Consider the following 22,084-nt stretch of genomic DNA (forward strand, 5'->3'; position numbering starts at 1 on the left):
TGGCGCGTCAGCGATGGCGCAGGCGCGGATTGGCCACGATGCCGCAGACGTCGGCCAGCGTGACGAGAAGCAGGTAAGCCACGCAGAAGATCATGGCGCACACCTGGACTACTGGCATGTCGCGCTGCGACACGCTGTCGACCATGAGCTTGGCGATGCCGGGATAGTTGAAGATGGTCTCGACAATGATGACACCACCGAGCAGGTAGGACAGGCTAAGTGCGACGGCATTGGCGATCGGACCAATCGCGTTGGGCAACGCATGGAACAGCACCATCCGCGATGGTGAGGCGCCCTTCAGGCGCACCATCTCCACATACGGGGCGTTGAGCTGGTCGATCACCGCAGCCCGGGTCATGCGCAGCATCTGCGCCACGATGACGCAGCACAGGCTTAACACCGGCATCGCCATTGAACGCAGGAGCGTTTGCCACGAGTCGCCCTCGCTAACATAGGCGAGGGCGGGCAGCCAACGCAACTGGACCGCAAACAGCAGTACCGCAAGGGTAGCGACAAGGAATTCCGGGATCGATACGACGGCGACCGAGCCGATACTTACGGCGCGATCAAACCACGTCCCGCGATAGACGGCGGCTAGAATTCCAAGGCCCAGGGCAACGGGCACCGAGATCAGCGCCGTCAGCCCCGCCAGCAGCAACGAATGAGGAAGGCGGCCGCCAATGGTCTCGGTTACCGCCATCCCGGTCACTAGGGACGTGCCGGCCGTTCCTTGCAGCATGCCGCCCAGCCACTTCACGTAGCGGACGGGGGCCGGCACATCCAGGCCCATCTGTGCCCGAAGCGCGGCCAGCGCTTCAGGCGTGGCGTCCTGGCCAAGTTGTTCCTGAGCGGCGTCACCAGGCAACACCGCGGTGATGGCAAAGACGATCACGGAAACCGCCAGCAGAGAAAGCACGGCCATGCCGAGGCGGCGTGCCAACAAGCGCAGAATGAACAAATTCACGATGCCTCCTACACCCTTCTGATCAAGCCGCCAGCCAGACGTGTTCGGCGAACGAATAGCCCATCAGTCCACCGAGCGGTACGGGCGCCAGGCCCTTCAGGCGCTTGTTGTAGCCGTCGACTGAGGCGACGAACAGCGGGATGCCGATGCCGGCCTCCTGGCGAACCATTGCCTGCATGTCTGCATAGATCTGCTTGCGCTTCGCCAGATCGGTCTCGGCACGTGCCTGCAGCAGCAAGGCGTCGAACTTCGGATCCTTGTAGCGCGACTCGTTCCAGGTTGCGTCCGATTTGAAGAACTGGGTGAACAACGTGTCTGCGCTGGCGCGCGGGTTTACGTTGCCGAAGCCGACGGGGCTGTTGAGCCAGTGGTTGGACCAGTAGCCGTCGGCCGGCATGCGCTTGACTTCAAGGTTCAGGCCCGCGGCGCGGGCGCTCTGCTGCAGAATCTGCGCCATGTCGACGGAGTACAGGGCGGCCGGCGACGCCACGACGGGTATCGGCGCGCTGCCGATGTTGGCCTTCTTGAGGTGGAACTTCGCCTTCTCCGCATCGAACTTAGTTTGCGGCAGGCCAGGGGCGTAGAAGCGATTGGTAGGATCGATCGGTTGGTCGTTGCCGAGCACGGCATAACCCATCGCGATGCTTTTCTTCATCAGTTCGCGGTCAAGAAGCAGCTTCATGCCCTGTACGAAGTCGGGATTGGTGCCCGGACCGGTGTCGCGTCGCATGATCAGATCCGTGTACTGACCGGACTGCGTGACGAAAATGTTGGAATTGGGCGAGCCTTTGACGCGTGCTGCCGAGCGCGGATTGATCGACGCAACAAGATCAAGATCGCCGGAGAGCAGCGCGTTCACCCGGGCGCCTTCGTCGCCGATTCCGACGAACTCGATTTCGTCGAGATACGGCTTGCCGGGCTTCCAGTAGTTTTCGTTGCGGACCACTACCGAGCGCACACCCGGTTTGAATTCCTTGAGCTTGAACGGACCGGTGCCGATGCCCTGGTTGAAGTCAGTCGTGCCGGCACGGACGATATGGAAGTGGAAGGTGCCAACGATGACCGGGAAGTCAGCATTCGGGGCCGTCAATACGACGGTCACTTCGTTGGGGCCCGAGGCCGTAACGCTCTTGATCTGCTCGGCCAGCGACTTTGCCTTGGAGGCCGTTGCGGGATCCTTGTGACGCATCAGGGAGAACACCACATCGGCCGGGGTCAGGGCTTTGCCATCGTGGAACGTCACGTCCTTGCGCAGCTTGAATACCCACGTGGCCGCGTCCTGCGTGGCAAACGAGGCAGCAAGGGCTGGCTGTGGCGTAAGCGTCGAATCGAGTTCGGTCAGGCAGTTGTACAGCATCGTTCCGCGACAGTAGTCAGTCTTGTTCGACTGCTTGGCGGGATCGAGCGTATCTGCCGCGGAGGCGTTATCGCCCGCTACGCGAATGCGTCCACCGCGACGAGGCGTCTGGGCGTGTGCCGACACCGCGACGCCCGCCAGCGATCCCGCCAGGGCCGCCTGCATGCCGCCTGCGGCCAGCAGCTTGAGAATGTCGCGCCGTGTGGCGCCGCGTTGCAGGGCATGCATGATGCGGGACGATTCGGTAGGACCGACGAAGTCTTCCAGCGGCTTCTTGTCAAACATGGCGATAGATCCTTGATGGGGGCGGAGTGTTATTCGGAGGGGCGTAGCGTCAGGACACTGCGTCCTTCATCTTGAAATAGAGGCCGACGGCAGGCAGGAACCACGGCGGGCCAACGTGGCCAGGGATGGCAGGCCAGTCGCGCCCGCGCCACGGGTTAGCTGCAGCTTCGCCGGCCATCACCCGTGCCATGCACTGGCCCATGTGCACTGACATCTGTGTGCCGTGACCGCTGAAACCCATGGCGTAATACAGGCCATCGCGCTCGCCAGCATGCGGCAGGCGATCCTGGGTCATGTCCACCAGCCCGCCCCAGCAGTAGTCAATGGCAACGTCGGAGAGTTGCGGAAACGCTTCAAGCATGCCGGCGCGAAGGATGGGACCGCTGCGTGCGTCCGATTGCGGGCTCGACACCGCGAAGCGCGCACGGCCGCCAAAGATGAGGCGGTAGTCCGGTGAGAGGCGGAAGTAGTGGTGGACGTTGGCCGTCGTCACGTACGTGCGCTGGCCAGCGAGCAGCGATTGGGCGCGCTCTTTGCCCAATGGGGCGGTGGCAATGATGAAGCTGCCGATGGGGACAATGCGGCGACGCAGCCAGCCGAAGCTGCCATAGCTTCCGTGGCGGCTGGCTCCTGTGGCGAGCAGCACCTGGTCGGCCAGTACGGTACCGCGCGGCGTCTGGACGCGGTACGAGTGTCCATTGCCAACGCGCAGTAGCCGTTCCACCGGCGTATTGAAGTGGATGGCGGAGCCATAGCGCGCAGCGGCGCTGGCCAGGCCAACGGCAAAGCGGCCCATGTGCATTTGGCCGCTTTTCTTGTAGAGCAGGCCACCGTGATATCGATCGCTCGCAACTTCGGCGTGTACCCGCGCGGCGTCCAAGAGTTCCACGTCAGTATCGACGCCATCGCGGTGCAGGCGTTCGCAGCTGCGCGACAATGCGTCCATGTGCGAAGGCCGCGAGGCGAGCTTCAGCTTGCCACGGCGCACAAAATCGCAAGCGATGTTTTCCTCGCGTACGATTGATTCCACTGTATCGACGGCGGCGTCATAGGCGTGATACCAGGCGCGAGCCCGATCGGCGCCGACGCGTGCCGCCAGCGTGGCGTAGTCAACGGCGAGGCCATTGTTGACGTGTCCACCGTTGCGACCGGACGCTTCTCCGGCAGGCCTGTCGCCTGCTTCGAGGACAATGACGCGCGCGCCCCGTCGTGCCAGCCCCAGCGCCGCCGACAGGCCGCAGAACCCACCGCCCACGACGACAACATCTGCCGTTGCGGGCAATGGGTCAGCCGAGCCGGCGAATTCTGGTACACCTTCCTTCCAATAGCTATCGAGCTTCATTTCAGTCGTGGTTTGGAGCCGCTGGCGCTGCCTGGCTTGCTGTCAAAGCATGCTGGCGTTGCGCTGCGAGCGAGTTGCGTCATCACGCTGAAATTGAAGCATGCATGTCCGATGAGTTTATGGGGTATTTATCGCCGCCACAGCGAATACTGCGGTTTCTGACGGGGCATTCGGCATTGCCTGCCACGGGCACACGGGACGTGCATGTGCACCGCAAAAAAATCAGGGATTACCCGCGGATTGCACCGCACTGGTGCGTCTTCGCTGGGCAAGCATTTTTTCCTATCTCCGCGATCTGCTTCGACGCATCATGGGCGCTTCCTGACTGAATCCCGTTGCGTCGTGGAAACAATGGAATCGGCAAACATTTATGCACAACCTGCTGGCAACGCCTTTCGAGTTCGCCCGATGGTGGAGAGCGATCTGTCAGATGCTCTCCAACTCCTGGAGCTGGCCGGATGGCCGCACAGGCTGCGCGATTTGACGGCACTCTTTGAAATTGGCCAGGGCTTTGTGATCCAGGCAGGCGATGCCACTGTTGGCATGGGCATGCGCTGGCTCTGGGGAGCCGACGAGGCATCCTTGGGACTGATTGCTGTGCACCCCTCCTGGCGAGGGCATGGCTTCAGCAAGCAGCTGATGAACGCGCTCTGTACGGGACTCGAGCACCACTCCGTACGCATGCAGGTGACGCCCCCGGTACCAGACTGGGCGACTCGTCTAGGCTTTGTCCATGTGGGTGATATTGCACGGCTTGAAGGGCGTGCAGCGTTGCCGCCGCTGGTAGCCTTGCCAGATGGCTATCGTTTGCGGCCAGCGGGTCGCAAAGACCTGCCCCTGCTGACACAACTGGATACCGCTGCCACCGGAATGACGCGGAAGGACATGCTGCAGTCATGGCAGCCCAACGCGCTGGCTACCGTGGTGCTCGACCACCCGGACGGCGCTCAAGGCTTCGCGTTAATGCGTCGGTTCGGCCGAGGTGCCGTGATCGGCCCAGTGATTGCGCCATGTACTGTAACGGCCAAGGCGTTGATCGCACATCTGGCTGCCATGGCCGATGGGCGGTTCCTGCGGTTGGATGTCATGAACGCTCCGGACTTGCGTGACTGGATCGTTACACTCGGGTTGGCGCAGACGGGCCATACGGCCGTCATGGTCAAAGGCGGCCTCGCGGAACGTCAGCCACAGTGCCGCTGCGTCGTGTTGGCGGACGAAACTCTGGGGTAACAAACAGTATGCGAGACGAGGTCACCTTCCTCTACAAGGCAGATCCCATTCGAGGGCAGACGTGGGCCGAAGTGTTTGAGCGGGAAGCCCCGCACGTGCGCTTTCGCATGTGGCCTGACATCGGGAATCCGAGTGAAGTGCAGTACCTGGCCGCTTGGGAGCCGCCAGATGACCTGGCAGTCTTTCCGAATCTGCGTGTGTTGTTTTCTACCGGTGCGGGCATCGATCAGTTCGACCTGAACAGGCTGCCTGACCACGTGCCGCTGGTGCGCATGATTGAGCCTGGCATCGTCGAGGGGATGGTCGAATATGTCACACTGTCAGTGCTCGCCTTGCATCGCGACATGCCAGCGTACAGGCGCCAGCAGGCGCAAGGCAACTGGCGACCGCTGCAGGTCCGTTCCGCAGAGTCCTGCCGCGTAGGTGTACTTGGCCTTGGGTCGCTTGCGCAAGCGGTATTGGGCAGGCTCTCTTCGTTCGGCTTCGATTGCGCGGGTTGGGCGCGTTCGGCGCATCGGCTGGACGGGGTGCAGACATTCTGTGGATGGTCGGTTCTTGACGAGTTTCTTGCGCGCACCGACATTCTCATTTGCCTCTTGCCGCTCACGGAGGAAACACGCGGCATTCTCAATGGCTCGCTGTTCTCGAAGCTGCCTCGTGGCGCGAAGCTGGTTCACGTCGGACGCGGGCAGCAGCTTGATACCTCGGCTCTCATGATGGCGCTCGATGATGGCGTGGTAAGTGATGCCATCCTTGACGTCACCGATCCGGAACCACTGCCGCCTGACGCTCCGCTATGGCGTCACCCCCACGTCTGGATCACGCCTCATGTGGCCAGCATGACCCGCCCGGACACCGCTGCGCGAGTGGTGCTCGATAACTTGCGGCGCATGAAAGAAGGGCAACCCATGGTAGGTCTGGTCGATCGCGCAAAGGGATACTGACCGGGATAGTGCCTGTTGCGTACTCCGGGGCGGACGGAGAAAATGCTGGGCACACACTTCAGTCGTTAGGAAAAATGGCAACCCCCGTAAAACTCGACCGTCTGGACCTTCGTATTCTGGCCCAACTCCAGAAGAACGGTCGTATGACCAACGTGGACCTAGCGGAGGCTGTTGGCTTGTCTGCCAGCCCCTGCCTGATTCGCGTCAAGCGCCTCGAACAGGCTGGCTATATCGGTGGGTACAGTGCACAGATCAGGATGGACAAGCTGGGCGACATCCTGACGGTTTTCACCGAGATCACCCTGGAGGACCATCACCGGGAGGATTTTGTGCACTTCGAAAAGGCTGTGGCAAATATCGACGAGATTGTCGAATGCCATCTGGTGAGCGGTGGGTACGATTATCTGCTCAAGTTCATCACGCGGGGTGTGAACCATTATCAGGAGATAATGGAAAACCTGCTGGAAAGCAATATCGGAATCGAGAAATATTTCAGCTTTATCGTTATCAAGTCCCCATTCATCAAGACCCATTATCCGATCGAGCGTCTGTTCCCGTCGACGTGAATGGCATGGCGTGCCCGGCGCCAGGGGCGAGAGCCCCTGGAAAATCGCTTAGCCCATTACCACATAGACTTTGCGAAGGGTTTCGCGGATATCCCATACGCCCACAGTGTTGACGGGAAAAAACAGGGTATCTCCAGCACGAATCTCCTGCGGCCCTTCGCCGGCAGGCGTAAATGTGCAAGCGCCGCTCAGAATATGCATGACTTCTGCATTGGCCAGCTGCCGTTCGAAGCGACCTGGCGTGCATTCCCAGAGTCCGCTGCGATTGGCGCCAGCGCCCTCAATTGGGACCTCCAACGATACGGTTTCGCAGGCAGGCTGGCTCAGGGGGCGCGCGACCGCGCCGCTGGCTATGAGCCCGTCGGCCTGGGCGGAATTTGAAACAACGACGATCGACATAGGGAACGCTTCAACAGACGGAGGAAAGCGCCCAAACCTGGCTGGCTGGGCGTGCAACATCACAGGTGGGCTTACTTGCCGGCTTCGACGGCGTCAGCCAACTCGGCCAGCGAGTGGAAGTGGTAGTCCGGTGTGGTGTGTGCGGATTCGATCGTGCCACCGGATCCCTTTTGCGCATGCCGGCGCTCGATCCAGCAGGTCGTGATGCCGAGTTCTTTTGAGATGCCGATGTCGTGATATTGGCTCTGGGCGACGTGCAGGTTATCCGCCTGCTTGTAGCCCCAGGCGCCTTCGTAGCGGCCCCGCGCATAGGCAAAATAGCGGGCGTCAGGCTTCTCGCACATGGCGTCATCGCAGCTCAATTCCATGTCGAACGGATTGCCCAGCGTTTCTGCGAAGTGGCGCAGCGCCCAGGTTTGCGCGTTGGTCATCGTGACCAGCTTGAAATGCTTGCGCAGGCGCTTCAACGCTTCGACGGAATCCGGGAACGCGGGCCAGTGAGCGACGGAGTCGCGGAAGCCCTTTGCGATCTCATCGGCCGCGGGCAAGCCCAGGCTGGGGGCGATGACCTTCCAGCAGCGCTCGAGGTCGTCCGGGTACCAGGTCGTGTCGGGACTCTTGCGGGCTTGCCTGTAGGCAGCCAGGAAGTCCTCGTCACCGAGCTTGGAATCCGGCGCTACGCTACGCAGATAGTTGAGCATGCCGCGCTCGAAGTCGATCAGGGTGCCGACAACGTCGAAGGTCAGGACTTTGAAATCTTTCAGACTCATGGTGAACTCGCTCTTCAATGAATGGGGACTGAGGCAGGAAGGGAAGCGCCACCCGCGCTCTGCAATTGCCGCGGGGTAAGCCCGCAGGCATTCTTCAGGCAGAGTGCGAGATGGCTTTGATCGTAGAAGCCGCACGCCTGTGCCGTGTCTGCCGGGGAGCAACCCCGTTTGAGCATGGCGCGTGCACGTTCCAGCCGGGCGCCGCTGATGTATCGATGCGGCGGCATCCCGAGCGCCTGACGAAACAGCGTGACGAAGCGGCTGACGCTGAGCTGGCAAAGCCTTGCCAGCTGCTCCAGTTTCAGGCGCTCGTCCAGATGCTGGTGAATGTACGTCAGCGCCGCTGCCACACGCTGATAGTTTCCGTGAGTGGGCAGGATTTCGACAGCTGTTTGTGGGGCGTATGCTGTGGCTTTCATGACCATCAGCATACGAGTAACCGCGCCGCGCTTCTCGCTGATGTTGCTGCGCCTTTCCGCATTGAATTGCGAAATGGACGTGGGCAAAAGCAGATCGTGTTGTGAATTATGAGGCATCTCAGACTGTGCCCCGCGACGGCTCGTTCAGGCGGTTCCGAAGGGGGATCAGCGCGTAGGGACGCAATCTCGAAGGCGACAGATTGAGATGCCGCGTCGATCGCAGCAATGGATGCGCGTCCGTCCGCGTTTCGCGCGCCCATTATTTCAGGATCACGAAGACCTTGCGCATGGGCTCCTGGATCTGCCACGTGCCGGTGGTATTGGCCGGGAAGAACAGGGTGTCCCCCGCCTTGATGCGCATCGGCTCGCCGCCGGTCGGCGTGAACACGCAAGCGCCTGCCAGGATATGCATGACCTCGGCTTCCGGCACCTGTCGCTCGTAGGATCCGGCAGTGCATTCCCACAGGCCAGTCCGGTTATCGCCCGCGCCTTCGAGAGCGACTCGCAGGCTGCTGGTGCGGCAAGGCGGGAGGCTTAGCGGACGACCGACCAGGCCATCGTCGGTCAGTTCGTTGCATTGCGCGGCATTCGGGATGATCGTGATCGGCATGGCAATTCGCAGGGACGAAGGCCGCTCATCGCGATATCGCGATGAGCGGCCCCGGAGTTGGGAGGGACTTACTGGTTGGCCTCGACAGCGTCGGCAAAGTGCGCCAGCGAATGGAAGTGATAGCTCGGCTTGGTCAGCTCCGGTACCTCCATGGTGCCGCCGAAGCCGGGCTGCGCGTGGCGCCGCTCGATCCAGCACGTCTTCAGGCCGAGGGCGTTTGCCGCGCCGATGTCGTGGTACTGGCTCTGCGCCACGTGCAGGTTATCTTCCTGCTTGAAGCCCCATTTGGCGTCATAGCGGCCGCGGGCGTAGGCAAAGTACTGCGGATCAGGCTTTTCGGTCAGTGTATCGTCGGCGGTGTTGGTGTCGTCGAACGGAAAGTCCAGCGTCTTCTCGAAGTGCGACAGCGCCCAGCGCTGCGAGTTGGTCATCGCTACGAGCTTGAAATGTTTGCGCAGGCGCTTCAGCGCATCCACGGAATCGGGGAACGCCTTCCAGTGCACCACCGAGTCGCGCAGCCCTTTTGCGAGTTCGTCGGAATCGGGCAAATCCAGGCTTTGCGCCATCAGGTGCCAGCAACGCTCCAGGTCATCGGGGTACCACATTGTTTTGTCTTCGGCCCGCGCCCGGCGGTAGGCGGCGAGGAATTCCTCGTCCGTGATCTTGCTGTCCGGCACGACGCGACGGAAGTAGTCGAGCATGCCACCTTCAAAGTCGATCAGCGTACCGACCACATCGAACGTAAGTACCTTGAAGTCTTGCAGTGCCATCAGATGCCTCTCTCGGAAAAATGAAGCGAAAAAAAGCGAAAGGAGTCCCCGGCCGCAACGGCGTGCGGTCCTGGTCGGAAAGAAAAACTGGATCGTTCGGCGGGCGGGCTCAGCCTTCGAGCCAGACGTTCTCCGCGAACGAATAGCCCATCATGCCGCCCAGCGGAATCGGCGACAGCCCCTTGAGCTTCTTGCTATGGCCGTCGATGGTGGCGACGAACAGCGGAATGCCGATACCCGAACCCTCGTGGATCATCACCTGCATGTCGGCGTACATCTGCTTGCGCTTTGCCATATCCGTCTCGGCGCGCGCCGCGGACAGCAACTGGTCGAACCTTGGATCCTTCCAGCGAGATTCGTTCCAGGTCGCGTCCGACTTGAAGAACTGCGTGAGGATGGTGTCCGCGTTTGGACGTGGCACGATGGAGCCGAAGCCCACCGGGCTTTGCAGCCAATGATTCGACCAGAAGCCATCGGCCGGCATGCGCTTGATATCGAGATTCAGGCCGGCCTGCCGTGCGGATTGCTGCAGTACCTGCGCGATATCCACCGAATACATGGCCGCCGGCGAGGCCACCACCGGAATCGGGGCGCTACCTAGATTGGCCTTCTTCAGGTGGAACTTGGCCTTCTCGGGGTCGTACTGGCGTTGCGGCAGCCCCGGAGAATAGAAGCGGTTGGTCGGATCGATCGGCTGGTCGTTGCCAGTCAGTGCATAGCCGAGAGCGATGGATTTTTTCATCAGCTCGCGATCCTGCAGCAGCTTCATGCCCATCACGAAGTCCGGGTTGGTGCCGGGGCCGGTGTCTTTGCGCATAATCAGGTCGGTGTACTGGCCCGATTGCGTGACAAACACGGTATGGCCCGCTGAGCCTTTGATACGGGCAACGGAACGCGGATTGATGGTCGTGACGAGGTCGAGGTCGCCGGACAGTAGCGCATTGACGCGCGCACCCTCGTCGCCGATGCCGACGAACTCGATCTCGTCCAGGTACGGCTTGCCGGACTTCCAGTAGTTTTCATTGCGCGTCACCACCGAGCGCACGCCCGGCTTGAACTCCTTGAGCTTGAAGGGGCCGGTGCCGATGCCCGCGTTGAAGTCGGTGGTGCCGCTCTTGACGATATGGAAGTGGAATGTTCCCAGGATGACCGGCAAGTCGGCGTTGGGCGCGGACAGCACCACAGTCACCTCGTTAGGGCCGGTGGCCGAAACGCTGTCAATCTGGTCGGCCAACACTTTGGCCTTGGAAGCGGTGGCAGGGTCCTTGTGGCGCAGCAGGGAGAATGCCACGTCGGAGGGCGTCAGCGGCTTGCCGTCGTGGAAGGTTACGCCCTTGCGCAGCGTGAAGATCCAGGTCTTCGCATCCCTCGACGTGAACGATTCGGCCAGCGCCGGCTGGGGTGTGAGGGTTGCGTCAAGCGACGTCAGGCCGTTGTACAGCATGTTGCACCGACAATAGTCGACCTTGTTCGACTGTTTGGCCGGGTCCAGCGTATCGCCCGCGCCAGCATTGTCGCCGGCCACCCGAATCCGCCCGCCGCGGCGCGGAGTCTGTGCATGCGCCGAAACCGCCATGCCGGCCAGGCTTCCGGCCAGCGCTGCCTGCATGCCCCCGGCCGCAAACATGGCGAGTACGTCACGGCGCGTAAAACCCCGCCGCAGTCCGTCCAGGATGCGTGTGCTCTCCGCTGGGCCGATTAGGTTGTCAAGCTGTGTGCGGTCGTTCATGGCAGAAGGTTCCTTGGTGGCGTCGTCGCATATGACAAGACTGCGTCTATGTAATAGGATCGGGCGCAGGACAATACCGTTTGGGTGGCGTCCGGACGGCCCGCTTACTGCAGAAATCCCTGTGACTTGCTCAAAGTTTAGAAAAACGGGGGGCTCGCGAGCAACTTCCGAATTGTTGGGTCAAGCATAATCTGAGGTTATGGCAAATTTCCGTCGCAAGTTGCCTAGTGCCAATGCACTGTTCGTCTTCGAGGCCGCCGGGCGCTGCGGGAGCCTCACCAAGGCGGCTGCGGAGCTGTATGTCAGCCAGCCCGCGGTGAGCCGCATGCTGGCCCGCATGGAGGAGCGCATGGGCGTGCGCTTGTTCAACCGGGTGCGCGGCGGCGTTGAGCTGACCGATGACGGCCGCCTGCTGCATCAAGCCATTACCGCCGGGTTCAATACCATCGAGGCGGCAATCAGCGAGATCGAGGCGCGGGCGACGGGCATGGAGACAATCACCCTGTCAGTGTCGACGGCGTTCACGACGCACTGGATGATGCCGCGGATGGAAAAACTGCGGCGGGACTTTCCAAAGGTCGACCTGCGCTTCCAGCTAATCTCCGGCAAGGTGGGCGGTTCGATGCACGATGTGGACCTGGGTATCCGCTTTTTTACCGGCAACGAGACACCCGAAGCGGGTGCGCTGCTGATGCCGGAAATCATCCTGCCGGTCTGCACGCCAGGCTACCGCGACAAGCCGGTGCATGGCAGCGACATCATCATCAACCTGACCGACAGCTTCCGAGACTGGTCGAATCTTTTTCCAGGGCTGCGCCAGCGGGAACTCGATCTGTACAGCCTGAACTTCTCCGACTATTCCATCGTCATCCAGACCGCGATGCTAGGCCAAGGGATCGCACCGGGCTGGCTCAATGTCGTCACGCACTGGATGCGGGTGGGCACGCTAGTGCCTGCAATCGGGCAAACACATGTCACAGAGCGGCGCTGCTATCTGGTCCAGCAGTCCAGTGGCACGCCGCGGCCGACAGTGGCAAAGCTTCGTGACTGGATCATCGAGGAGACCTTCAGGGATCTAGAGGAGATCGACCGGATGTATCCGGAAATGGAGCTGCTAAATCTGGCGTCGGGACGAGGGTAGAGATTGTTGGTACGGTCGGTATGCGACGTGACCTAAGCCTGGGCGGTCTGACGAAATCGACTTCCCCCACTGCACGCTCTTGTCTACGACCGACCCATCTACGGAAACGGCAAAAGGGCCATGGGGGGAAATTTCATTCAAGAGGCGTGAAGTGTAGTAAAGACGCTCCTCCAAATCTGAGTACAAAATCAGGAAAGTCAACAACTTAGCGATTCGTTTGTACTAACATTATTACGATTTTTCAAGTAGTAATGTTGTTACCCTCCGCCTGCGAGAAGTAATGTTGATCCGATCGCAGGTCCGTCGCTTGGTCACATCTTTACTACGTTTCACACTGACTACGCGGCTTCAATCTCGTTCAGTAAAAAGAGCGTTCTCGCGCGTCATGGCCTAAATAGCTGGAATCTAAGGCGCTGAACAAAAAGCCGGACCGTCTTGTCGCCGCGTGAGAGTAGGAGCGGAGGGGACACGTGCTCACCGAACTGCCGCATTAAAGGAGAGCCGTGAGACGGTGAAATGAGCGCAATCAGGGCGCGTATCAACTTTACTACCCAAACGGAACATCATTACTACACTTCACGGCGGGCCATTAATTCGGCAAACGCGGGCTACGCCGGGCGGTATCGACGAAATTCTATTGCTGGTGGGGCAAGGCGATCGGGAAGGGTGATTGTTCGGTAGAGACATGCGTACGAATTCGGTGAAGATCCCAAGAATAGGGGCCATTCTGTCCATCCGCGTTCACACCGCGACTGGGCGACAGTGAACTCTCCCGCCGCAGTGCTCGCGAGCGCTGGCAAGGCAAAGGGCCTCTTTCATCTTCATCGTATCAAACTATCCTGGCTGGCCCCACATTCGCGGAATTAGTGATCGCCATTAGCCGAAATGGCGATCTGCAACAACAGGGTTCAAATTTCAACATTGGCGGAAATAGTGACCGCCATTAGCGGAAATGGCGATTTGCAACAGCCGCGCGAAATGGTTGCCGGTCTTGCCTGGTACAACTACCTCACCGATGAGAAGCGGGTGGTTTGGCAGGACAAAGGAGCCGCACTGGCCGGCGATCGAAACTCCCACTCAGCGTGGCTCGCGCTCAAAGCGGAGCGGCCGCGGACCGCCCATGACAACTAATGCGAAGGGAGCCCGCGCGGCTTCCTAGGGCGCCGTCGCCGATCGCGTTAGTACACGGGAGACATTACCCGGAGTTATGTCTGCATAGGGCAGGCAATCAGGCCGGCGTCGCAATTTCGTCGAGCAGGCGGGGGCGATATCGCCTGGCCAGCGCCAACTTGTCGGTGTTGGCCGATTCGACGATTGCCGGAGCCGAGCAAGTCGGCGGGCAAGTCAAGCGACACGGATTGGATTGGCTAGTGGCGACTCGGGGCGGTCGTTCGACGCGATCACATTGGAACTAGGCCGCGACATGACGCGGCCCAAGCGTCGCCACACTTGCGTCAGCTTGCCCGGATACTTCCGCAGAAAATATCGAAATTGCCATCCGCTGGGCTAGTCCGCACCACGACCGTATATCCGCCTCCCCTGAGCTCACTCAATATGGCTGGGGCTCTTCTCGATAGTGTTAACACGCCACCATTACCAGGCAGGTTGTCTGGCAGCACAGTGCGATTCAAATCGTACGCGGGTTTCGTGTCATGGCTCGCGCAGGTGCCGCGGTAGATAAACGCGTACAGATGGGGAGGGGCATTCACCTCGTCGGGCACGCCGCCAACAAGAAGGGTGATTGCCGTCTGGTCGCCCTGCGCTGCCAGCGTGGCCTGCGCGGTATGTCCGGCATTGCGCGTCGTGGCAGTGAGGGGGACGACAGTCACGGAGTTGTTCTGGGCGATGGCGTCTGTTGCCGCGAGTCCCGCGGGGAAAGCCGAAAGCGCCACTATTGCTGACCAAAGGGTATTTTTCATCACGTTTCTCCAACATTGGTCCCCGGTCCTATTCCGACCCAATATAGGCCACCCTGCGGCACTTGCATCTTGCGGCGCAAAAGGCGCTAGCGACTGACCGCTTCCGCTCGATTGTGTTGAAAAACTCGGCTAACACGGTTTTTGGGAGACTTCAGGGGTACCCAAACCTCCAACCGAGTAACGATCGTCCGATACCGGCTGATCTGAGAGGTCAGTTTTTCGAATTCTCGGCCCGTTCAGTGGGCGATTGGGTTTTCAACACACTGGGCGATTGCAGGGCCACGTTGTTTGGTGCCCAATTTATCGTCACTTCCGACGATGTTGCGTGATCGCGGACGTCTCTAGACTTTCCTGCAAGCCGCGCTGTCCGCCCGTCCCCGGCCTTCCCCGCGCCACGACGTAGCCGCCCCGCACCGGGCTGCCGTCCACGAGCGGCCGGACCGTGCCGGTAACTTTCCCAAACCATCCAGCAGGGACCCGACACATGAGACTCGACTCAAACGTATCCGCTGTCATCACCGGCGGCGCCTCCGGCCTGGGCGCGGCGACCGCGCGCCGCCTGGCTGCCCGGGGCGTGAAGGTAGCGCTGTTCGACCAGAACGAAGCGCAGGGGGAAGCGCTCGCCAAGGAACTCGGCGGCGTCTTCTGCCGGGTGGACGTGACCTCCGAAGATGACGTGGTCGCAGGCTTCGCCAAGGCGCGGGCTGCCATCGGACAGGAGCGCATTCTTGTGAACTGCGCCGGCACCGGCAACGCCATCAAGACCGCGAGCCGCGAGAAGGAGACGGGTGAACCCAAACACTTCCCGCTGCACGCCTTCGACCGGATCATCCAGATCAACCTCGTCGGCAGCTTCCGCTGCCTCGCCTTGTCGGCGGCCGGCATGCTGTCGCTCGATCCGCTGGAGGACGGCGAGCGCGGAATCATCATCAACACGTCGTCGGTGGCGGCGCAGGATGGCCAGATCGGCCAGGCCGCCTATTCGGCTTCCAAGGCCGGCGTCGTGGGCATGACGCTGCCGATCGCGCGCGACCTGATGGGCGAAGGCATCCGCGTCAACACTATCATGCCGGGCATCTTCGAGACCCCGCTCATGGCCGGCGCGCAGGAGCATGTCCGCGCGGCGCTGGCGGCGTCCGTGCCGTTCCCGAAGCGCCTCGGCAATCCCGACGAGTTTGCCGCCGTGGCAGAAATCATGGTGACGACCACCTACTTCAACGGCGAAAGCATCCGCTTGGACGGCGCGATCCGCATGGCGCCGCGCTGACGGGCTGACGGCCCACGGCCTCAGGTAGTGCGGGCATGGCGCATCTTTCGTGCCATGCCCTTCCAAGAACGCAGGTCTCCTCGCAAGGAAACATCGACATGGCAGAAGCATTTATCGTCGCCGCCGCACGTACCGCCGGCGGGCGCAGGAATGGACGACTGTCGGGCTGGCATCCCGCCGACCTGGCAGGCCAGGTCCTCAACGCGCTGCTGGATCGCGCCGACGCAGATCCGGTGCTGGTCGAGGATGTGATCCTCGGCTGCGTCGGCCAGGCCGGCGAGCAGAGCAACAATATCGCGCGCAATGCGGTGCTGGCCTCGCGCCTGCCGGAATCGGTGCCCGCGACGTCGGTGGATCGCCAGTGCGGTTCGTCGCAGCAGGCCATCCACTTTGCGGCGCAGGCCGTGATGTCGGGCACGATGGACGTGGTCATCGCGGCAGGCGTAGAAAGCATGTCGAGAGTTCCAATGGGGTTGCCTAGCTCGCTCCCGTTCAAGCACGGCTTCGGCACCTATGTCAGCCCCGCCGTGCAGGCCCGCTATCCGGGCGTGGAATTCAGCCAGTTCACCGGCGCGGAGATGATCGCGCGCAAATACGGCCTGTCCCGCGAGATGCTTGACGCCTACGCCTTCGAAAGCCATCAGCGCGCGATTGCCGCAACGAAGGCAGGGCTGTTCGACAGCGAGATCGTGCCCGTCGACGTGCGCACGGCCGAGGGTGGCGCCAACGGCGAGATGCACCGCTTGGACGAAGGCATCCGCTTCGACGCCACGCTGGAAGGCATCGCCAGCGTCAAGCCGATCCAGGAAGGCGGTTGCGTGACCGCCGCATCCGCGAGCCAGATCTGCGACGGCGCGACCGGCATTCTGATCGTGAACGAGCGTGGCTTGAAGACGCTCGGCGTCAAGCCGCTGGCCCGCATCCACCATCTGTCGGTGATCGGCCACGATCCGGTCATCATGCTCGAAGCGCCGATCCCCGCCACGCAGCACGCGCTGAAGAAGGCAGGGCTGTCGATCGACGACATCGACCTCTTTGAAGTGAATGAGGCCTTCGCGCCGGTGCCGCTGGCCTGGCTCAAGGAGACCGGCGCGGACCCGGCGCGCCTCAACGTCAACGGCGGCGCCATTGCGCTGGGGCACCCGCTGGGCGCCTCGGGCACCAAGCTGATGACCACCCTCGTGCACGCCCTGCACCAGCGCGGCAAGCGCTACGGGCTGCAGACCATGTGCGAAGGCGGTGGCATGGCAAACGTCACCATTGTCGAACGCCTCTGACCCTCGTCGGCATCGCCGCAGCGGGCACGCGGCGATGGCGACGGACGACTGACATCAATTTTCCTGGAGGGCTGGAATGAAAGGATTGGGAGCGGACGCCGAGTACTGGAACGCGCTCGCGGAAGGCAGTCTGAAAATGCAGCAATGCAGCGGCTGCGGCGCGTGGCACTGGCCGGCGGTCTGGCGTTGCGGCGAGTGTGGGTCATGGGAGCAGGGCTGGCACGAAGTGGCGCCACGCGGCCGCATCTTCACGTGGACCCGCACCTGGCACGACTTCGGCTGGCAGGCGAAGGGCTTGCCGTATGTGAGCGTAATCGTCGAACTCGACGGTGCGGGAGGCAAACGATTGAATGGCGTGATGGCAGATGCCGGCGAGCCGGTCCGGATCGGGCAGCGCGTAACGGCCGAGCCCTGGCAGTTCGAATGGGAGGGTGAGACCGTCCATGGTCTGAAGTGGACGCCCGTGGGCGACGAATCGGAACGGGAGGCGCGATGAATCCGAATGAATTCTGTGGGTCTGTCTCGGTGGCCGGCCTGGGCCTGCGGCAGTACAAGCGCGGAAGCGCACCGATGCCGGAGCAGGCCGTCCTGGTCAGGGCGATTGTCGACGCCTGCGAGGATGCCGGCTTCGATCCGGCGGACGTGGACGGGTTTGTCGCGTATGGCGACGACAACAACGAGCCTGTGCGGCTGATGTCGGACCTGGGCACGAGGGAGCTATGCTTCAATTCCCAGGTCTGGGGCGGCGGCGGCGGCGGCATCGCGGCGGCGTTCGGCATCGCGGCGGCGGCCATTGCGACCGGGCAGGCCTCGGCGGTGGTGGTGTTCCGCGCGCTGGTGCAGGACAACAGTGGACGATTGTCGGCCGCGGTGATGCGTCACCACCTCAACGCGCATTGCATCAGCGCCGGGCTGATGGCGCCCGCGCAGCTTTGCGCGCTGCGGGCACAGCGGATGTTCGAGCACCACAAGGTGCCGAAGTCCGTGGCCGAGGAACTGGTCCGTGCCTCCTACTACCACGGCTCCCGCAATCCGGAGGCGATGGCCAGCGGCAAGGATCTTGACCTGGAGGTGTATCGCCACGGCCGCTGGATTACCGAGCCGTTCCGGCTGTTCGACTGCTCGCGCGAGAACGACGGCGCGGGTGCGTTGTTGCTTGTCTCGACCGAGCGCGCTCGGGATCTCCGCAAGAAGCCGGTGCGGCTGCTGGGCGTGGCCAATGGCACGGCGAAAGGGTGGGGCGACCTGCTCGACAATGACGACGACTACGCCTCCGCAGGCTTCAAGCCGGTTGCACGCAGGCTGTGGCAGCAGACGGGCTTGACGCCGGCGGACGTGGACGTGATCCAGCTCTACGAGAACTTCAGCGCGCAGGGTGTCATGTCGCTGATCGACCACGGCTTCTGCACGTACGAGAACGTCGCCGAAGTGATCCGGTTCGAGAACCTGATCGCGCCGACCGGGAAACTGCCGGTCAATACCTCGGGCGGGAACTTTGCCCACGGCTTCGTGCATGGCATCGGCACGGCCATCGAGTCGGTGCGGGTACTGCGCGGCGAGTCGGCCAATCCGGTGCCGGATGCGAAGATCTGTCTGATGACAGGCGGGCCTGGGGCGCCGACAGTCAGTTCGGCGGTGTTCGGGGCTGACAATCTGTGATGCAAAAAGGGGGGCGCGGCGGCGCCCCCTCTCTTTTCTGGCTACATCAAGCCGCTTCGCGCTCGAATCCCGCAAAACGCCGGACATGGAAGTCCGCACTGCCCAGCGTATTGCCAAGAACCGTGGCCCGCTTGAAGTAATGCGTGACGGGAAGCTCGTCGCTCATGCCCATGCCGCCGTGAAGCTGGATGGCGTTCTGGCCGACGAAGCGGCAGGCCTGATCGGTCGTGACCTTCGCGGCGGACGCCGCCCTTGCACGTTCGGCCGGTTCCGCATCCAGCTTCAACGTCGCGCCGTAGACCGACGACCGGGCCAGTTCAACCTGGATCATCATGTCCGCCATGCGGTGCTGCAGGACCTGGAAGGACGAGATCGGCTGGCCGAACTGCTCGCGCTGGCGGGTATAGGCGATGGTGTCCTCCAGCATCCTTTCCATCAGGCCGACCGCCTCCGCGCATTGCGCCGCCACGGCCTCGTCGGCGATGCGTTCGATGAGGTCAAAAGCCTGTCCCTCAGCGCCCAGCAGCGCATCGGCGGGAAGCATCACGCCGTCGAGAACTACGTCCGCCGCGCGCCGGCCGTCGATGGTGTGGTACTCGCGCAGGGTCACGCCAGGACGTTCGCGCTCGACTAGGAAGAGGGAAATGCCATAACGGTCCGACGCGGCGCCGCCGCTGCGGGCCGTGACGATCAGGCTGGACCCCCACTGCGCGCCGATGACGGCCACTTTGTGACCGTCGAGACACCATCCGTCGCCTTGCTTCCGTGCCTGCGTGCCGACCGTTGCAAGTCCGAAGCGTGCGCCAGGCTCGTTCCACCCCACCGCGACGGTGTCGTCTCCGGAGAGCACGGCGGCGAGCAGGTCGCGTGCGCGCTGGCCCCCGGCGCGGCGCAGCAACCCGCCGGCCATCACCACCGACTCCGCGAACGGCTCCAGCGCGAGGGCCCGGCCCAGTTCCTCCATGACGATCATGTTCTCGACCGGGCCGCCGCCGCTGCCGCCCACGTCTTCCGGAAGGGCCGCGCCCAAGATGCCAAGCTCCTTCCCGAGCGCGCGCCAGATGTCGGGGCGCCAGCCCTTGTCCGATTGGCTGGCGTCCTTGCGCGAGGGGAAGGGATAGCGGTCGCGCAGGAACGCCCGCAGGCTGTTGCGCAGCAGTGTCTGTTCGTTGTTCAGCGAGAAGTGCATGGGTGTCTCGGATGTCGGTTGCGTGCGATGCCGGGCGTTATCAGAGGCCCAGCCCTGCCTTGGCGATGATGTTCCGCTGGATCTCGTTGGAGCCGGCGTAGATCGTCCCGGCCCGGTCGTTCAGGTAGTGCAGCGGGGCAATGGCGGAAAAGGCCGGGCCCACATGCGGCCCGGCGCCGAACGGCAATACCACCGGGCCGCCGGGCCGGGTGGCCTGGGGCTGATAGGCGATGCCGTAGTCGCCCGCGGCTTCGAGCGCCAGCTCGGTCACGTGCTGGCTCAGTTCGGTGCCGACGACTTTCATCACCGATGCCGCGAGGCCGGGCGAACCGCCGTTCGCCACCTCCGACATGGCGCGGAATTCATACAGTTCCAGGGCGTTCACGCGGATGCGCGCGGCGGCGAGCTTGTGGGCGAAGGCCGGGTCGTCGATGAGAGCGGAGGTGTCGTGGCCCGGGACCGTTGCGGCGAAGGCGGCGATCCGGTCCAGCCTGACCTGGAGATCGGGCGCGTAGGCGGTGCCGCCCCGCTCGTGCTCCAGCAGGTATTTCGCAACGGTCCACCCATCGCCGATCTTCCCCACGGCATTGGCCTTGGGCACGCGCACCTTGTCGAAGAACACCTGGTTCTGGATGTGCTCGCCCGATGGCGCGACGATGGGCCGCACGGTGATGCCCGGGCTCGCCATGTCGATCAGCAGGAACGTGATGCCGCGCTGCGGACGCTCGCACTTCTCGGTGCGGACGAGGCAGAACATCCAGTTCGCCAAGTTGGCGTGGGTCGTCCAGATCTTGGAGCCGTTGCAGAGGAAGTCATCGCCGTCGTCCTCGGCGCGCATCTGGAGCGAGGCGAGGTCAGAGCCGGAGTTGGGCTCGGAGTAGCCCTGGCACCAGTAGTGCTCGCCGGTGAGCATCTTCGGCAGGAAAAACGCCTTCTGTGCGTCGGTGCCGTAGCGGATCAGCGCCGGGCCGCACATGTGGATGCCTAGCGGGGCCGGCGGTGCACCGGCTGTTAGGCGCTCGCGGGTGTAGTGGTAGCGCTGCGCGACGCTCCAGTCGCACCCGCCGTGCTCCACGGGCCAGGACGGGGCGCCCCAGCCCTTTTCAAACAGCTTGCGCTGCCAGGTGATCGAGGCGTGATGGTCAACATAGACGCTCGTCATGTGGCGGCCCGCGTCGCGCAGCTCGTCGGTCAGGTTCTCGTGAATGAAGGCTCGGACTTCATCGCGAAAGGCAAGTTCGGCGTCGCTCCACCGAAGTTCCATGGTCAATCTCCTGTGAAGGCCGCTACAACCATAGCGGTCGTGAAATTTGCCGGGAACGGAACGACCGCTCCCGATGACTCAGTCCATGCGCATGCCGCCGTCGACGTTCATGGCCTGGCCGGTGATGTAGGACGCATCCGGGCTCAGCAGGAACGCGATTGCCGCTGCCTGCTCGTCGGGCATTCCCTGGCGCCGCATGGGGACGCCCCGTACACTGCCGCTCTTGATCGTGTCGAATGCCTTGCCGGAGCGGGCAGCGGACCGGCCGAAGGTGCCGTCCAGCATGTCGGTGTCGGTCAACCCGGGGCAAATGCAATTGACGCGGATGTCGTGCCGCGCCAGTTCCTGCGCCATCTGCTGCGTCAGGCCGATCACGCCGAACTTGGTGGTGCTGTAGGCGCCGTAGTTCGCCATGCCGATCCGTCCGGCCACGGAGGACAGGTTGACGATCGCGCCGCCCTCGCCCTGGCGGATCAGCACGCGCGCGACGGCCTGCGATACCAGGAACACACCGTCGAGATTGACGGCCACCGTGCGCTTCCACTCGGCCTCATCGAGGTCGACGATCGGCATGTCGCCCGCCCCGCTGGGGACGCCGGCGTTGTTGACCACGCCGTCGATGCGGCCCATGCCTTCCACGGCCGCGCGGATCATGGATTCAACGTCCGCGCCGCGCGTCACGTCACATTCGATCGCCATGCTGCGGCGGCCCAGCCCTCTGATCTCCTCGGCGAGCGATTCGATCCCGCGCCATTGCGCCGCGCGCTCGTGTTCGGGAAAGCTCGCGGGATCGCGGCGCTGGGCAGTTACCACAACGTCCGCGCCGTCGCGCGCAAGACGCAGGGCGGTGGCGCGGCCGATGCCGCGCATGCGGCCGGCGCCGGTAATCACGAAGACTTTTCCAGCGAGTGTGTTCATGTCGGGTCGGGATTGGGCGGGGGGGAGGATGGAATGTGCCGACACGGTCGGCACACAGGCAAACA

The 22,084-nt window shown here is 62.8% G+C and carries 22 protein-coding genes; 9 read left to right on the forward strand and 13 right to left on the reverse strand.

Annotated features, from left to right (window positions below; all coding sequences use genetic code 11):
• Positions 1-7: 7 nt before the first annotated feature.
• From AC3WL8_RS00205 to AC3WL8_RS00215, 3 genes are read right to left on the reverse strand one after another with little or no spacing between them, the layout of a single operon-like run.
• A complete protein-coding gene (locus AC3WL8_RS00205; RefSeq protein ID WP_316154913.1) occupies positions 8-964 on the reverse strand; it encodes an ABC transporter permease in 957 nt (318 codons plus the stop codon).
• A 22-nt stretch (positions 965-986) separates the two neighbouring features.
• Positions 987-2,606 carry an ABC transporter substrate-binding protein gene (locus AC3WL8_RS00210; protein WP_492377662.1) on the reverse strand — a complete coding sequence of 540 codons (1,620 nt, stop codon included), beginning with the start codon at positions 2,604-2,606 and terminating at the stop codon, positions 987-989.
• Between the two features lie 49 nt (positions 2,607-2,655).
• Positions 2,656-3,948 carry an NAD(P)/FAD-dependent oxidoreductase gene (locus tag AC3WL8_RS00215; protein WP_492377663.1) on the reverse strand — a complete coding sequence of 431 codons (1,293 nt, stop codon included), beginning with the start codon at positions 3,946-3,948 and terminating at the stop codon, positions 2,656-2,658.
• 204 nt (positions 3,949-4,152) lie between these two features.
• Between AC3WL8_RS00215 and AC3WL8_RS00220 the strand changes: the two genes are divergently transcribed.
• The 3 genes from AC3WL8_RS00220 (at position 4,153) to AC3WL8_RS00230 (ending at position 6,688) form a co-directional block, all read left to right on the forward strand.
• Entirely contained in the window at positions 4,153-5,178 is a 1,026-nt protein-coding gene (locus tag AC3WL8_RS00220; RefSeq protein ID WP_492377664.1) for a GNAT family N-acetyltransferase, read from the forward strand.
• Between the two features lie 8 nt (positions 5,179-5,186).
• Complete coding sequence (locus AC3WL8_RS00225) at positions 5,187-6,122, forward strand: 2-hydroxyacid dehydrogenase (protein WP_492377665.1); 936 nt, start codon at positions 5,187-5,189, stop codon at positions 6,120-6,122.
• Between the two features lie 74 nt (positions 6,123-6,196).
• Entirely contained in the window at positions 6,197-6,688 is a 492-nt protein-coding gene (locus AC3WL8_RS00230) for an Lrp/AsnC family transcriptional regulator (RefSeq protein WP_492377666.1), read from the forward strand.
• 48 nt (positions 6,689-6,736) lie between these two features.
• Here AC3WL8_RS00230 and AC3WL8_RS00235 read toward each other — a convergent pair whose 3' ends face one another.
• From AC3WL8_RS00235 to AC3WL8_RS00260, 6 genes are all read right to left on the reverse strand, one after another.
• Positions 6,737-7,087 (reverse strand): cupin domain-containing protein, encoded by a 351-nt coding sequence (locus tag AC3WL8_RS00235; RefSeq protein ID WP_492377667.1) that lies wholly within the window; start codon positions 7,085-7,087, stop codon positions 6,737-6,739.
• Between the two features lie 71 nt (positions 7,088-7,158).
• Complete coding sequence (locus AC3WL8_RS00240; protein ID WP_492377788.1) at positions 7,159-7,857, reverse strand: HAD-IA family hydrolase; 699 nt, start codon at positions 7,855-7,857, stop codon at positions 7,159-7,161.
• Between the two features lie 14 nt (positions 7,858-7,871).
• Positions 7,872-8,363, reverse strand: coding sequence for a helix-turn-helix domain-containing protein (locus tag AC3WL8_RS00245; RefSeq protein WP_492377668.1), 492 nt, complete (start codon positions 8,361-8,363; stop codon positions 7,872-7,874).
• A gap of 172 nt (positions 8,364-8,535) precedes the next feature.
• A complete protein-coding gene (locus AC3WL8_RS00250; RefSeq protein ID WP_492377669.1) occupies positions 8,536-8,886 on the reverse strand; it encodes a cupin domain-containing protein in 351 nt (116 codons plus the stop codon).
• Between the two features lie 68 nt (positions 8,887-8,954).
• Positions 8,955-9,656, reverse strand: coding sequence for an HAD-IA family hydrolase (locus AC3WL8_RS00255; RefSeq protein WP_492377670.1), 702 nt, complete (start codon positions 9,654-9,656; stop codon positions 8,955-8,957).
• Between the two features lie 109 nt (positions 9,657-9,765).
• Positions 9,766-11,385 (reverse strand): ABC transporter substrate-binding protein, encoded by a 1,620-nt coding sequence (locus AC3WL8_RS00260; RefSeq protein ID WP_492377671.1) that lies wholly within the window; start codon positions 11,383-11,385, stop codon positions 9,766-9,768.
• Positions 11,386-11,584: 199 nt separating this feature from the next.
• Here AC3WL8_RS00260 and AC3WL8_RS00265 point away from each other — a divergent pair, with 199 nt between their 5' ends.
• On the forward strand, positions 11,585-12,526 hold the full coding sequence (locus AC3WL8_RS00265; RefSeq protein WP_492377672.1) for a LysR family transcriptional regulator: 942 nt from the start codon (positions 11,585-11,587) through the stop codon (positions 12,524-12,526).
• Positions 12,527-13,411: 885 nt separating this feature from the next.
• Positions 13,412-13,657 carry a hypothetical protein gene (locus AC3WL8_RS00270; RefSeq protein WP_492377673.1) on the forward strand — a complete coding sequence of 82 codons (246 nt, stop codon included), beginning with the start codon at positions 13,412-13,414 and terminating at the stop codon, positions 13,655-13,657.
• Between the two features lie 323 nt (positions 13,658-13,980).
• On the opposite strand, the gene AC3WL8_RS00275 is transcribed toward AC3WL8_RS00270, so the two are convergent.
• Complete coding sequence (locus AC3WL8_RS00275) at positions 13,981-14,445, reverse strand: hypothetical protein (RefSeq protein ID WP_492377674.1); 465 nt, start codon at positions 14,443-14,445, stop codon at positions 13,981-13,983.
• A gap of 484 nt (positions 14,446-14,929) precedes the next feature.
• Here AC3WL8_RS00275 and AC3WL8_RS00280 point away from each other — a divergent pair, with 484 nt between their 5' ends.
• The 4 genes from AC3WL8_RS00280 to AC3WL8_RS00295 all read left to right on the forward strand — a co-directional run bounded on the left by AC3WL8_RS00280 (position 14,930) and on the right by AC3WL8_RS00295 (position 18,648).
• A complete protein-coding gene (locus tag AC3WL8_RS00280; protein ID WP_492377675.1) occupies positions 14,930-15,712 on the forward strand; it encodes an SDR family NAD(P)-dependent oxidoreductase in 783 nt (260 codons plus the stop codon).
• A gap of 98 nt (positions 15,713-15,810) precedes the next feature.
• Complete coding sequence (locus AC3WL8_RS00285) at positions 15,811-16,989, forward strand: acetyl-CoA C-acetyltransferase (protein WP_492377676.1); 1,179 nt, start codon at positions 15,811-15,813, stop codon at positions 16,987-16,989.
• Positions 16,990-17,065: 76 nt separating this feature from the next.
• Positions 17,066-17,485 carry a Zn-ribbon domain-containing OB-fold protein gene (locus tag AC3WL8_RS00290; RefSeq protein ID WP_492377677.1) on the forward strand — a complete coding sequence of 140 codons (420 nt, stop codon included), beginning with the start codon at positions 17,066-17,068 and terminating at the stop codon, positions 17,483-17,485.
• Positions 17,482-18,648: a thiolase C-terminal domain-containing protein gene (locus AC3WL8_RS00295; protein ID WP_492377678.1), complete on the forward strand. Its 1,167-nt coding sequence runs from the start codon at positions 17,482-17,484 to the stop codon at positions 18,646-18,648. Before AC3WL8_RS00290 ends, AC3WL8_RS00295 begins: the two co-directional genes overlap by 4 nt.
• Before the next feature lie 46 nt (positions 18,649-18,694).
• Here the strand turns inward: AC3WL8_RS00295 and AC3WL8_RS00300 are convergent, their stop codons facing one another.
• The 3 genes from AC3WL8_RS00300 to AC3WL8_RS00310 all read right to left on the reverse strand — a co-directional run bounded on the left by AC3WL8_RS00300 (position 18,695) and on the right by AC3WL8_RS00310 (position 22,019).
• Positions 18,695-19,837: an acyl-CoA dehydrogenase family protein gene (locus tag AC3WL8_RS00300; protein WP_492377679.1), complete on the reverse strand. Its 1,143-nt coding sequence runs from the start codon at positions 19,835-19,837 to the stop codon at positions 18,695-18,697.
• 40 nt (positions 19,838-19,877) lie between these two features.
• Positions 19,878-21,101 (reverse strand): acyl-CoA dehydrogenase family protein, encoded by a 1,224-nt coding sequence (locus tag AC3WL8_RS00305; protein WP_492377680.1) that lies wholly within the window; start codon positions 21,099-21,101, stop codon positions 19,878-19,880.
• 78 nt (positions 21,102-21,179) lie between these two features.
• A complete protein-coding gene (locus AC3WL8_RS00310; RefSeq protein WP_492377681.1) occupies positions 21,180-22,019 on the reverse strand; it encodes an SDR family NAD(P)-dependent oxidoreductase in 840 nt (279 codons plus the stop codon).
• Positions 22,020-22,084 lie beyond the last annotated feature (65 nt).

The organism is Cupriavidus sp. FW305-F7 (assembly GCF_058782875.1).